This is a genomic window from Pigmentiphaga sp. (genome assembly GCF_019689535.1).
Classification (GTDB): Bacteria; Pseudomonadota; Gammaproteobacteria; order Burkholderiales; family Burkholderiaceae_B; genus Pigmentiphaga.
In genome coordinates this window covers 1-12676 of record NZ_JADGHH010000101.1, presented here as the reverse complement: position 1 = coordinate 12676, position 12676 = coordinate 1, and the positions used below count along the sequence as shown (strand labels likewise).

13 protein-coding genes are annotated in these 12676 nt (G+C 65.6%); 8 read left to right on the top strand and 5 right to left on the bottom strand.

From position 1 onward, the window contains the following. Nucleotides 1-948, top strand: a 948-nt coding sequence (locus IRZ12_RS10355) for a tripartite tricarboxylate transporter substrate binding protein (protein WP_296468061.1), incomplete at its 5' end; no start/stop codon positions are given. Nucleotides 949-958: 10 nt separating this feature from the next. Beyond that, nucleotides 959-2062, top strand: a complete 1104-nt coding sequence (locus IRZ12_RS10350; RefSeq protein ID WP_296468059.1) for a mandelate racemase/muconate lactonizing enzyme family protein — start codon at nt 959-961, stop codon at nt 2060-2062. Here IRZ12_RS10350 and IRZ12_RS10345 read toward each other — a convergent pair. Next, nucleotides 1980-2969, bottom strand: a complete 990-nt coding sequence (locus IRZ12_RS10345; RefSeq protein WP_296468054.1) for a LysR substrate-binding domain-containing protein — start codon at nt 2967-2969, stop codon at nt 1980-1982. The genes IRZ12_RS10350 and IRZ12_RS10345 overlap by 83 nt on opposite strands. An 81-nt stretch (nt 2970-3050) precedes the next feature. On the opposite strand from IRZ12_RS10345, the gene IRZ12_RS10340 reads away from it, so the two are divergent. The 5 genes from IRZ12_RS10340 to IRZ12_RS10320 all read left to right on the top strand — a co-directional run bounded on the left by IRZ12_RS10340 (nt 3051) and on the right by IRZ12_RS10320 (nt 7841). Next, nucleotides 3051-4259, top strand: coding sequence for an FAD-dependent monooxygenase (locus IRZ12_RS10340; protein WP_296468053.1), 1209 nt, complete (start codon nt 3051-3053; stop codon nt 4257-4259). Nucleotides 4260-4310: 51 nt separating this feature from the next. Next, on the top strand, nt 4311-5279 hold the full coding sequence (locus IRZ12_RS10335; RefSeq protein ID WP_296468051.1) for a tripartite tricarboxylate transporter substrate binding protein: 969 nt from the start codon (nt 4311-4313) through the stop codon (nt 5277-5279). Nucleotides 5280-5348: 69 nt separating this feature from the next. Next, nucleotides 5349-6029, top strand: coding sequence for a DUF2848 domain-containing protein (locus tag IRZ12_RS10330; protein ID WP_296468049.1), 681 nt, complete (start codon nt 5349-5351; stop codon nt 6027-6029). Between the two features lie 31 nt (nt 6030-6060). Further along, nucleotides 6061-6447, top strand: a complete 387-nt coding sequence (locus tag IRZ12_RS10325; protein ID WP_296468047.1) for a cupin — start codon at nt 6061-6063, stop codon at nt 6445-6447. A gap of 38 nt (nt 6448-6485) precedes the next feature. Next, entirely contained in the window at nt 6486-7841 is a 1356-nt protein-coding gene (locus IRZ12_RS10320; protein ID WP_296468045.1) for an amidase, read from the top strand. A 4-nt stretch (nt 7842-7845) separates the two neighbouring features. On the opposite strand, the gene IRZ12_RS10315 is transcribed toward IRZ12_RS10320, so the two are convergent. The 3 genes from IRZ12_RS10315 to IRZ12_RS10305 all read right to left on the bottom strand — a co-directional run bounded on the left by IRZ12_RS10315 (nt 7846) and on the right by IRZ12_RS10305 (nt 10721). Beyond that, nucleotides 7846-9006, bottom strand: a complete 1161-nt coding sequence (locus IRZ12_RS10315) for a mandelate racemase/muconate lactonizing enzyme family protein (protein WP_296468043.1) — start codon at nt 9004-9006, stop codon at nt 7846-7848. Next, a complete protein-coding gene (locus IRZ12_RS10310; RefSeq protein WP_296468042.1) occupies nt 9003-9629 on the bottom strand; it encodes a hypothetical protein in 627 nt (208 codons plus the stop codon). Before IRZ12_RS10310 ends, IRZ12_RS10315 begins: the two co-directional genes overlap by 4 nt. 111 nt (nt 9630-9740) lie before the next feature. Further along, complete coding sequence (locus tag IRZ12_RS10305) at nt 9741-10721, bottom strand: tripartite tricarboxylate transporter substrate binding protein (protein ID WP_296468040.1); 981 nt, start codon at nt 10719-10721, stop codon at nt 9741-9743. A gap of 137 nt (nt 10722-10858) precedes the next feature. Here IRZ12_RS10305 and IRZ12_RS10300 point away from each other — a divergent pair, with 137 nt between their 5' ends. Then, a complete protein-coding gene (locus IRZ12_RS10300) occupies nt 10859-11794 on the top strand; it encodes a LysR substrate-binding domain-containing protein (RefSeq protein ID WP_296468038.1) in 936 nt (311 codons plus the stop codon). Nucleotides 11795-11822: 28 nt separating this feature from the next. On the opposite strand, the gene IRZ12_RS10295 is transcribed toward IRZ12_RS10300, so the two are convergent. Next, nucleotides 11823-12572 carry an enoyl-CoA hydratase/isomerase family protein gene (locus IRZ12_RS10295; RefSeq protein WP_296468036.1) on the bottom strand — a complete coding sequence of 250 codons (750 nt, stop codon included), beginning with the start codon at nt 12570-12572 and terminating at the stop codon, nt 11823-11825. Nucleotides 12573-12676: the final 104 nt, after the last annotated feature.

The following is a 12676-nucleotide window of genomic DNA, read 5'->3' as shown; positions in this document are numbered from 1 at the left end:
GCCGTGGCTGCGACCTGCGCCCTGCCCGTCGTCGCCCAAGGCGACCCCGCCGCAGACTATCCCTCCCGCCCCATACGGGTCATCGTGCCGTACACGCCCGGCGCCATCAACGACGTGCTGGCCCGGCGCATCGCGCAACGGCTGTCCGAAGTGCTCAAGCAGTCTGTCGTCGTCGAGAACAAGCCGGGCGGCGGCACGGTAATCGGCACCGAATTCGTCGCGCGCGCGGAACCCGACGGCTACACCCTGCTGCAAACGGCGGCGGCGCACTCGATCAACGCCAGCTTGATGTCCAAGTTGCCCTACGACACGATCAAGAGCTTCAGCTTCATCTCCCTGGTGGGCACGTCGTCCTACGTGATGATCGCCAACCCGAGCCTGCCCGCGAACACCGTGCCGGAACTCATCGCCCTGGCCAAGTCCAAGCCCGGCCAATTGTCGTACGCCTCGACAGGCAACGGCGGCAGCGCCCACCTCATGGGAGAGCTGTTCAAGGACATGGCGAAGGTCGACATCATGCACGTGCCCTACAAGGGGCTGGCCCAGGGGTTGAACGACGTGGCCAGCGGCCAGGTGCAGCTCACGTTCAGCACGTACACCGGCGCCATGGCCTACCTGAAGCCCGGCCGCGTGAAAGCCATAGCCGTCACCGGCAAGGAGCGCATGAACGTCCTGCCAGACATCCCGACCATCGCGGAAACGCTGCCCGGCTACGACGCCTCCGGCTGGTGGGGCTACGTTGCGCCCGCCGGCACGCCCAAGCCCATCATCGACAAGCTGAACCGCGCGCTCAACAGCATCGTGCAGGCCCCGGATTTCCGGGAAATGTTCAAGTCGGAAGGGGTGCAGATGCTCGGCACCACGCCCGAGGAGTTCCAGGCGCACGTCGAGCGCGAAATGGCCGTCTGGGCCAAGGTGATCAAACAGGCCAACATCAAGGTCGACTAAGCCTCGTGCCATGAAAATCGCCCGCTGGTCGCTGGACTTCTACCGCCTTCCCTACCGCCGTCAGGTGGTATGGGCCAATGCGATCGAAGACGCGGGCGTATATGCCCTGCTGCGCATCGAGTCCGACGCCGGAATGGCCGGCTTGGCCGAAGGGACGGTCAAGGCCACCTGGTCCGGCGTCTCGCCTGCGTCCCTGGCGGCGGCGTTCAAGGACTTGGTCATGCCGGCCGCAATGGGGCTGGACTTGTCTGCCCCCCAAACGCTGCGCCAAGCCCTGGCGCCACTCCCGGAAAACCGGCTCGCCAAGGGCATGTTGGAAAGCGCGGCGTGGATGCTCCGGGCCGCGCATGCGGGGAAGCCGCTCTGGCAGTATTGGAACGGAAGGCGAGACGTGGAAGTGGCCTGGACGGTCACCCGCCAGGCTCCCGGGGCCATGGCGCGCGAGGCGGCCGAAGCCGCCGAGCGCTATGGCATCCGTTCGTTCAAGATCAAAGGCGGACAAGGCATGGACGTGGACCGGGAAGCGCTGCGCGCGATACGCCGGGCGCTCGGCGATCATGCGATCCTCAACGTCGACGCCAACTCGGCGTACGACCGCAGTGATGCGGCGGCCTACCTGCGACTGCTCGAGGACGAAGGCGTCCAGGCCGCGGAAGACCCCTGCGCCTTGCGTCCGGACGCCCATTTCGAAGCCCTGCAACGCGGCACGCGCTTGCCCATCATCGTAGACAGCGCATGCGCCACGGCGGCCGACGCCGCCTTGTTCCTCGAACGCGGCGCGCGTGCACTGAGCGCCAAGCCGGGCCGCATAGGCATGAGCGAGACGATCGCCATCGGCGAACTCGCCGCGCGGCACGGCGCCGGCGTCGCCACCGGCATCTATGCAGAAAGCGCGCTCGGCACGCTGATCAACCTCCAGCACGCCGCTGCCGTGCCGCCGTCGGCATGCGCCTTCGCGGCCGAGCAAACGTTCTTCCTCACCCTAACGGAACAAATCGTCGCCGAAGCCCCGCAGATCCGCGATGGTCGCATCACGCTTCCTGCAGCGCCTGACCCGGACGCCTGGATCGCCCCCGATCTGCTGGCGCGCCACCGGCTGTCGCTCGGCGCCTGAACGCCCCGCTTTCCTGCTGCAGCCAACTGCGGAATGCCATCAATACAGGATCGGCCGCCTTCTCCACAGGATAGGCGAAGTAGTAGGCGCCTTCGCTGCGCACAGGTAAATCGGACAAGACCTTGAGCTTGCCCGAGCGCAGCTGGTCAGCGATCAGAAAGCGGGGAAGGAGCGCCACACCCAATCCGGCGCAGGCAGCACTGATTAGCATGGACTGCACCTCGAATCTCGGACCGCGCAGGACGTTGACGCCGCTCAGGCCCGCCGTGGCGCACCACCGCCTCCAGGCGTCAGGCCGCGTCATCAGGTGCAGCAAACGCCGACGCACGACAGCCTGCGGGCTGAGCGATGCGGCCCCTTCGAGCAGCGCCGGACTACCCACGGGCAACAGGATTTCATCGAACAGGTAGTCTGTGTGCGCACCAGGCCAATCCGGCCCGCCAAAATACAGCGCGCCGTCCAGTGCGCTCTCACTGAAGAAAAAGCGCGTGCTGCGCGCGCTGACGTGGACAGTCACGCCTTCCAACCCTGCATAGAACGACACCAAGCGCGGCACCAGCCACTGCGATCCGACCGTAGGCAGCGCCGCCACCTCCAGCACGGAGCCTTCTCCTTCGTGGCCCATGACCTCAAGCGTGTCCCGCTCGATCCGCTCGATGGTCTGGACCACGCGAGTACTGTACATGAGGCCTGCTTGCGTTAGCGAAATGCGCTTTTTGATGCGATGGAACAGCTTGACGCCCAGTTGCTCCTCGAGCAGCGAGATCTGCCTCGAAACCGCACTCTCGGTCAGTGCGAGCTCTTCCGCCGCACGCGTGACGCTCAGGTGCCGTGCCGCCGCTTCGAAAGCCATCAATGCACCGATGCTGGGTAGGCGACGCCGCATGCGTTCATTCCAAAAACTCAAGATGTGTCCAGAATAAATCGTTTGATGCGAGGCGTACAGCGCTCCTAGCATCTGCTCACCCTTCCAACACTGCAGCATGTCATGAGCCAACGCGCAGATCGCATCCTCATTGCCGGCGCCGGCCCGGTGGGCCTGGCGGCCGCGAACATCCTGGCCGATGCCGGCCTCCCCGTGACGGTCTTCGAAGCCGAACCCAACCTTCCCGAGACATTGCGAGCCTCGACCTTCCAGCCCTCGACGCTGGACCTGCTCGCCAGCCTCGATGTTTCGAAATTACTCATCAATATGGGCCTGGTGGCCCCCCGCCTGCAATACCGCGACCGCAACGGCTGGATAGCCGAATTCGACTTCGGTGCGATCGGAGACGAAACCCAGCACCCCTATCGCCTGCAGTGCGAGCAATTCAAGCTGAATCGCCTCCTGGTCGACCGCCTCTCGCGCATCCCACATGCAGAGGTACGGTTCGATGCCCGGGTCTCCGAGGTCGAACAAGACGCACAAGGCGTCGCAGTGACCCTCCGCAACGCAGCGGGAATCGGCTGGACCGAGCGCGGCGCGTGGCTGATCGGCGCCGACGGCGGGCGCAGCACAGTGCGCGACCAGTTGGCCATTCCGTTGGAAGGCTTCACCTGGCCAGAGCGCTTCCTAGTCGCCAGCACGCCCTTCGAGTTCGCGGACGTCATTCCTGACCTCGCGGACGTCAGCTATTTCGCGGATCCGGAAGAATGGTTTTTCCTGCTTCGCGTGCCCGGGCTGTGGCGTGCGATGTTTCCCGTGAATCCCCGAGAGCGGGACGAGGAGGTCCTCTCCGATGCCAGCATCCAGCGCCGCCTGCAGCGCGTGCACCCAAACCCCACCGGCTACGCGATCGAGCACCGCACTATTTATTCGGTCCACCAGCGCGTCGCCAGACAGTATCGCGCCGGGCGCGTGTTCCTGGCGGGCGATGCCGCCCACCTCAACAATCCGCTCGGCGGGATGGGCATGAACGGCGGCATACACGATGCTTTCAACCTCGCCGACAAACTTGCCCGCGTATGCCTGGGACAGGCGGACGCATCGCTGCTCGACCAGTATGAAGCCGAGCGGCGGCCCGTCGCGCTCGACTACGTCAATAAGATCACGATCGCGAACAAGACCAACCTGGAAACCCGGGACGAAGCCCATCAAAAGGCGTGGCGCGAGGAGATGAGCCGCACTGCGGCCGACCGGCGGCTGGCCAAGGAATACCTGATGAAGATATCCATGATCAGCTGCCTGCGCCGTCCCGAAGTGCGCCCCAGCGTGTGATCCTGAGCCGGGATCGCGCGAAACAGTCGTTTCATCGTTCGGGAGTTCAGCATGTACAGAAAGCTTGCCATTGTCGGTACGCTCGGGCTGTCGTTCTTCGCGATGCCAGCTTGGGCCGAATCCTATCCCAACCGCACGATCACCATCATCACGCCCTTTCCTCCAGGCAGCACGAGCGACGTCATTCCCCGGCTGCTGACTCCCCTGCTCTCCAAGTCGCTCGGGGCCAACGTGATCGTCGAGAATCGCCCCGGTGCCAATGGTTCGCTGGGCGCGGCCAAGGTCGCAAGCGCGCCGGCCGACGGCTATACGCTGCTCATGGCCACGACGGGCGTGCTCGCGATCAACCCTTGGGTCTACGCCAAGCTGCCATACTCCCCGGCCCGCGATTTCGCCCCGATCATCAATGCCGCCTCCACCCCCAACCTGATCGTGGCACACCCCGACGTACCCGCCTCCGACCTGCCCAGCCTCGTCGTGCAAGCAAAGAAGCAGCCCGGCAAACTCACCTTCGCTTCGGCTGGCAACGGGAGCACGAGCCATTTGTGCGGGGAATCGCTCAAGGCGTCCGCCGGGCTCGACTTGGTCCACGTGCCCTACCAAGGCCCGGCGCCCGCCATGCAAGACGTGCTCAGCGGGCGCGTGGCGCTAATGTGCGACAACCTCTCCAACGTCATTCAGCACGTCAGGGCAGGACGCTTGAAAGCCATCGCCTTGACAAGCAAGGTGCGTACCCCCCAGGCGCCGGACATTCCGACCTCGGTGGACGTGGGCTATCCCGACGTCCAGGCAGGCAACTGGTATAGCTTCGTCGCGCCCGCGGGCACCCCCAGCCCCATCGTGGAGCGCTTGAACGCCGAGTTCGCCCAGGCCCTGAAAGATCCAACCGTCTCGACGCGCCTGGAATCCATGGGCCTGACAATCATTGCTGACACCCCGGAGGAGTTCCGTGCGTTCATCGCGCAGGAATCCGCGCATTGGCAGAAAGTCGTCAAAGCGGCCAACGCGTCCATCGAATAATGCCACCCTGGCCCCGGCGCTCCGGGGGTGTCCCCGGCGGCGCGACCACGCATGGACCCACGACAAACGATGCATCTGAACTTCATCACCCGGACGGGCGCCCTGCAGCGCGAGGTCGCCATTACGCACGCCATCGTCGCGGGCTGGACCAGCCGCGACGCCGCCGCCATGGAACAGCACATCGCCGAGCTCGAAGCGCTCGGCGTACCGCGACCCAAGGCCACGCCCATGTATTACCGCGTCGCTGCAACCCGCCTGACCACGTCGCCCCGCATCGAGGTCTGCGGCACTGATTCGAGCGGCGAAGTCGAATTCGTCCTACTGCAGCTCGACGGCCAGCGCTGGATAGGCATTGGCTCGGACCACACGGATCGCCGCGTGGAGGCCATGGGCGTGACTATCTCCAAGCAACTTTGCGAAAAGCCCATCGGCCTCGACTGGTGGCTTTTTGACGAAGTGGCCGACCATTGGGACGCCCTGGTCCTGCGCGCCCACGTCATCGAGGACGGACGACGCGTGCTTTACCAGGAGGGACCCGTCACCGTGATCCGGGACCCGCGCGAGCTCGTCGCTGGCTACGCGGGTCCCGGCGCAGACCTACCCGAGGGCACCGCCATGTTTTGCGGCACCTTGGCGGCCCGTGGCGGCGTGCGCTTTGCCCCCCGCTTCGAGCTCGAGCTCTGCGATCCCGTCCTCGGCCGGACGCTTCGGCATGCCTACGACGTCGAAGTCCTGCCAATCGCCGGCTGAATGCCAATCCCTCACGAAAAGGAAAACCATCATGCCCGTGAACAAAACCCACCACGAATTCCACACCTTGGACATGGAACGTGGCTGGCAGCTGCCCGAGGGCTATGCCCCAGACTCCGGCGCCCGTGAGAAAATCCTTTCCGGCTCGCTCGACGTGCTCAACAAGCGCGGCAGCCGTACGCGCCTGCTGCGCTTTCCCCCCGGCCTCTACACGCGCGAACCCATCGTCCACGACTACTGGGAAGAAGTGTTCCTCGTTGCCGGCGACCTCACCGTCGGCAACGATGCGCAAGGCAAGGGGGGCACGCCTTTCTCCGGCTACACCTACGCCGTGCGGCCGCCTGGCGCCTGGCATGGCCCGTTCAAGACCGAAGGCGGCTGCCTGCTGCTCGAAATACACTACTACGACCCCGCCTAGCCGCGGCCGCAAAGACGTTTTTTACCGTGGATCGCCCCATGCACCTGCTCGCCCCTTCCCTCGAATCCCTGAGCGCCGCACTTGCCTCGGGACGCACGACCAGCCGTGAGTTGGTCGAGCGCTGCCTGGCGCGCATCACCGACCCTTCGGGCGAAGGGGCACGCACCTACATCCGCGTCGACGCGGAAGAAGCACGGCACGCGGCCGACCGCATCGACCAGGCGCGTGCCCGCGGCGATGCGCCCGGCCCCTATGCGGGCATTCCGATCTCGATCAAGGACCTGTTCGACATCTCCGGAGAGGTTACTGCCGCCGGCTCACGCGTGCTGGCCGACGCCGAACCGGCGCGCTCCGATGCGGTGGCCGTCGCTCGCTTGCGAAAGGCTGGCTTCGTCATCATGGGGCGCTCCAACATGACGGAGTTCGCCTATTCCGGGCTTGGGCTCAATCCGCACTACGGCACGCCCAGCAACCCCTATGATCGCGGGACCGGCCGCATTCCCGGCGGCTCGTCTTCGGGCGCCGCGGTGTCTGTCGCGGACGGCATGGCGGCCGTCGCGCTCGGTACCGACACAGGCGGATCCTGCCGTATCCCGGCAGCGCTGACGGGGCTGACCGGTTTCAAGCCGACCGCCTCGCGCGTGCCGACGACAGGCGCCTTCCCACTCTCGACCACGCTGGACAGCATTGGCGGCATCGGCGCGACGGTAAACTGCTGCGCCATCGTGGACGGCGTGCTCTCCGGCGACCCTGTCCACCTCCACGAGCGCATCCCGCTAGCGGACCTGCGCATAGGCGTTCCACAAACCGCCGTGCTGGACGGACTGGACCGCCACGTCGCTGCTGCATTCCAGGCGACGCTGCACCGCCTTGCGCAGGCCGGCGCCCGGGTCGTGGAGCTCCCGTTCGCCGAGTTCGGCGAAGTTGCGGCCATCAACGCCAAAGGCGGGTTCACGGCAGCGGAATCCTATCCCTTGCATCGCGACATGCTGGCCAGGCGCGGCGATCTCTACGATCCGCGCGTGAAAACCCGCATCGAAAAAGGCGCGCACATGACGCCCGAAGACGTGGCCGAGCTGAGAACGCGCCGAAGCGACTGGATACGACGAGTCAGCCGCCATTTCGAAGCGATCGACCTGATCGCCTGCCCAACCACGCCCGTCATCGCCCCCGCATTCTCGGAACTCGACGACGATGACGCGTATGCGCGGATCAACCTGCTGATGCTGCGCAACCCCACTTTCATCAACTTCCTGGACGGCTGCGCGATCTCCCTGCCGTGCCACGAGCCGGGCTCGGCGCCCGTCGGGCTCATGCTGGCGGCAACGCATGGGCAAGACCGGCGCCTGTTCGCCGCGGCGCGCGCGGTCGAGGATTTGCTCGCCGCGCGCTAGGCCGCTAAGCCCGGCGGGCAAACGCCAGGTAGTCCGTGTCGAAGGTCATGCCCCAGCCGGGCGCGGTGGGCAGCGTATAGAACCCATCCACAAAGGGCCGTTCGGGTTGGTTGGCGATGAGCCGGTAGAAGAAGGGATCGCGCCACGGCAGCATCACCTCGGCATAGCGCCCGTTCGGCACCCCTGCGGACATCATCAAGCCGATCTGCGGCTCCAGGTGCTGCATCACCGTAACGTTGAACGCCGATGCCAGCATCGCGACGCGCCGCCATTCGGTCGGGCCGCCGCCCCAGCTCGCGTCGAAGTTGCAGATGTCGATGGCGCCGGCGACCATGAGATCGCGGCAGCCGAAACGCGACAGCTCGCTTTGCCCCGCGGCCACCGGCACGCCGCCCACCGCGCGCACCACCGCCATGTCCGCCCGGTCGTTGTCCCACCGGCACGGCTCTTCGAACCACGCGATGTTCAGGTCGCGCGTGCGGCGCACGAACTCGATCGCATCTTCGCGCGTCCAGCCTTGATTGGCATCGCAGGCGAGCACGAAATCATCGCCGCCGGCCTTGCGCACGGCCTCGGCCCGGCGCGCATCCTCGGCCGGCGTCTTGCCCCCCAGCTTGAGCTTGAGCCCGTATATGCCAAAGCCTTTGAGCTCGGCCACTTCGTCGGCCAATGCCTCCAGGTCTCCCTTTTCGCGGTAGTAGCCGCCCAACGCGACGACGGGCACCCGCTCCCGCGCGCCGCCCCACAGTATGTGCATGGGCACGCCTGCCAACTTGCCCGCCGCATCGTGCAGGGCACTGTCCACGCAGGCCTGGGCCCGCAGTGCCACCCTGCGGTCGCGCAGGAAAGGCTCCGTCGCGCGGCGAGTGGCCGCCCAAGCATCGTCGATGGCCGCTACCTTGCGCCCGATGAGCATGGGCGCAAGCTCATTCTGGATCAGGTGGATGATGGCCGGCTGCAATTCATCGTCATTGCCGTTGAAGCATTCGCCTACCACCCCTGCGTCGGTATGAACGCGGGTCACGATGGTGCACCGGTGCGTGAGCTTCAGCGTGGACCCGGTGGCGGGCCGCTCCAGCGCGACCTTGAGCGGAATGGTCTCGATTTGGGTAATGCGGGCATCCGTCAAAGGATGCGAATCGCCGTGGGCTCGTCCAACAGTCATGATGCTCCTTTGCCTGGCTCAAGCACGAAGATGCGTTCGCACATGACGCGCTTCGTATTCCGGAAATGCGCGCGCGCACGGCTGCTCCATTCTGTCTCCCGCACGGCCAGCCATGCGGGGTGCTCCTTGATCGCCGGCGTGGTGACGTCGTAACAGGCCACCGATCGCTGCGTGCCCTCGGCATTGACCGTGACGAACCGTCGCGAGCGCACGTTGCCAGGCACCGATGCCAGGCCGGGAAGGTGCTCCTGTTCATACCAGGCGTTGAGCTCCTCCGCCGACCCTGGCAGCACGTCAGTCTCCACCACGTAGTGATATCCCGCGGCCTCGCCACGGGATGCTCCCGGCAAGTCCTGCACCGGGACGAGATACAAGGCGTCGGGCGCGCCGCCCGGCACGGCGCCGGCAGCCATTCGGGACAACTCGCCGCCCATCGACGAAACCGCCGGATTACCCGACCAGAAATAAAGATAAAGATGGGAACCGTCCAACGCGCGATGGGCATCGACGCGTTCGAAGCGCCCCGGATAAGCGGCGACCGCCTCAGCCGCCAGCTTTTCGACGGCCGCCGCATCGGCGGGGGCAGGAGAATACCGCAGCAGCAGCGCAGCGGGTGTAGTCATAGACATCATCCTGAAAAAACGCCGGCCGACGGGTGGCCGCGCGGCGCGTTCTACCTTATCAGGTCCCGCCCATGGGGGCGATGCCCCCGAGGAAGGGACACGGCAGCCCGGTCAATCGGCCTGGATGCCCAGGCGCTTGATCAGCTCCGCCCATTTGATGGTTTCCGAAGCCAGGAATTTTCCGAACGGCTCCGGCGCGAGATACGCCACGGTCGCGCTTTCCGCTTCCAAGCGCCGGCGCATCTCGGGCTCTGCAAGAATATCGGCCACAGTCTTGCTGAGCTTGTCCACGATTGCTTGCGGCGTGCCTGCGGGAGCGAGCAGGCCCCACCAGTTGTCGCCGTCATAGCCCGACAGGCCGGCCTCGTCGACGGTCGGGACATCCGGCAGCACTGCCTGGCGCTGCGGGCCGCTCACCGCCAACGGCCGCAGCCGGTTCGCCTTGACGTGGGGCAAGGCCTGCAACACGGTTCCCACCGACACCTGTGCATGGCCGGCCGCGACATCGGCGAGCGCCGCGCCCGCCCCCTTATAGGGCACGTGCGTCATCGATATGCCAGCGCGGATCTGGAACAATTCGCTCACGAGGTGCTGCGAACTGCCTACGCCCGAAGACACATAGTTGAGCTTGCCGGGATTGGCCTTGGCATAGGCGATGAGCTCGGACAGGGTCTTGACCGGCAGGCCCGGATACACCGAGATGAGCAGCGGTGCGGTCGCCATCCTCGCAATCGGCGCAAAGTCTTTATTGGGATCGTAAGGCAGCTTCTTGTAAAGCGTCGCGTTTGCCGTGTGGGGGGTGGAAATCAGCAACAGCGTATAGCCGTCGGGCCGGGACTTGGCCACGAGATCGGTTCCGATGGTGCCACCAGCGCCCCCCCGATTGTCCACGATGAAGGGCTGCCCCAGCCGCTTGGCCAGCTCTTCGCCAATGAGCCGGCCCACGATGTCGTTGCTCCCGCCAGGCGCAAAAGGAATCACGATGCGCACGGGGCGGTTCGGGTAATCCTCCGCATGGACGGCCGGGCTCCAGGCAGCGGCCAGCACGGCCATGGCGGCGGCGGGCGCCAGCAATTTGCGCGAAAAATTCATAAGGTCTCCTCAGGCGTGCCGCGCGGCGCGCGGGCAGCCGCGCACGTTCTACGGTCTTGGTCGAGGCAGCATTGTGCGCACCCCACTTATTTTCATCAATAAAATAGCGGCTACATCTGATATCTGAAAATTAAATAATGGACTTGCAGCAGCTCGAATCCTTCGTGCGCGTGGCAGAACTGGGCAGCCTGACGCGCGCCGCGATGGTGCTCGGCGTCTCCCAACCAACCCTGAGCCGCCACATCCGCCTGCTGGAACTCGAGCTCAAGAGCCATTTGCTGGTTCGCACCGGGCGCGGGGTCGAACTGACCGAGTCTGGCAAATGCCTGCTCTCCTACGGCGATGCCATCCTGAAGCTGACGCGCCAGGCGCAGGCAGACATCCAGGCCCTGCGCGAACAGCCCACGGGCAGGCTGACCGTCGGCCTTCCGCCGCGCATCGCGCACGTGCTGACGCCTGCGCTGGTCAAGGAATTCCGGGGCCGCTATCCGGAAGCCTCGATCTCGGTATCGGAAGGCTTGAGCGTGGCGCTCCGCGAAGACCTGTTGCTCGGAAAGATCGAGATCGCGCTCTTGTTCGATCCGCCGCCGAGCCCCAAACTGGAGTACCGCAGCCTCTATCGCGAAGAGATGATGCTGTGCGGCCGCCCCACGGCCGCCTTTCCCCTACCGGCGCGACTTGCCGCCAAGGAGCTCGAGCGATATCCGGTGCTGGTGCCCAGCATTCCCAACGCAGTTCGCAACGTCATCGAGGCCAATTGCCGGCCCCACGACATCAAGCTCAATATCGTCGCCGAAGTCGATGCCGTGCACACGCTGCTCAAACTGGCAATGACCGGGCAAGGCTACGCCATCGTCCCGCGCAGCGCGGCCCCGGTCTCCAAGACCATAGGCGGCAAGCCCTTCAAGGTCTCGACCATCGTCGAGCCCCGCATGCTCAACAACCTCGTGCTGGCCACGGCGCGCGACCGGCCCCAGTCACAGCTTGCGCAGGGCACCGTCGCGCTGCTGGCGGAACTGGACATTGGCAAGCTGCTCGCCCCAGGGCGACGGGTGCGCCGCACCGACGCCTGACCCGCTCTGCGGCCGCAATGCCCGCGGCTCAACGCACCCGGCCCGCCCCGGGTTTGTGCGCCACCACGTCGCCGAACTCCTTGGAATCCAGGACGGCCATCCGCGCATCGTCGATGACCGCGGCGTGCTCGCGCGCCCGGCGGCGGCGCTCGAGCAGAATCAGCCGCTTGGTCTGCGCGACGGCCGCGGCGGAGTTCGAGGCGATGCGACGCGCGAGCGCCAGCGCGGCGGCGAAGCTATCGGGCGCGACTTCGTCGACCAAGCCGATGCGCAGTGCCTCTTGCGGGTCGACCAAGCGCGCGGTCAGCATGAGATCCAATGCCCGCGGCTCGCCGACCAATCCCGGCAGAGTCACGGCGCTGACGCCGGACAGCATGCCGTGCTGCACCTCCGGGAACCCCAGCTTGCCGGTTTCCGCGGCAATGCGGAAATCCGCGTGGATGGCCAGGGTCAGGCCCATGCCTATGGTGTATCCGTGCAATGCCGCCACCACGGGCTTGTTCAGTTCAACGCCTATTCCGGGAATGGCGTCCATCAGGGTCCGGGTGTCGACCATCGTTCCCGTGGCCTGCATTTCCTTAATGTCCGATCCCGCGCAAAAGGCTTTTTCGCCTGCGCCGCGCAGCACCAGCACCTTGACGGCCGGATCCTCCGCCGCCTCGCGCCAGACGCGCCCCAGCTCCCGCTTGGCCGGCACGTCCAACGCATTCATGCGTTCAGGCCGGTTGATGACAACCTCATATATGTCGCCCTCGAGCGACCGGTAATCGATTCCCATGTATGCCTCGTCGGAAAGTGCGCTGCCGCGCGTTGACAGCCTATGTCCCGCTGTGCAAACTATAGCGCAATGTGTATATAGTAAACATTATGTGCATATAATGC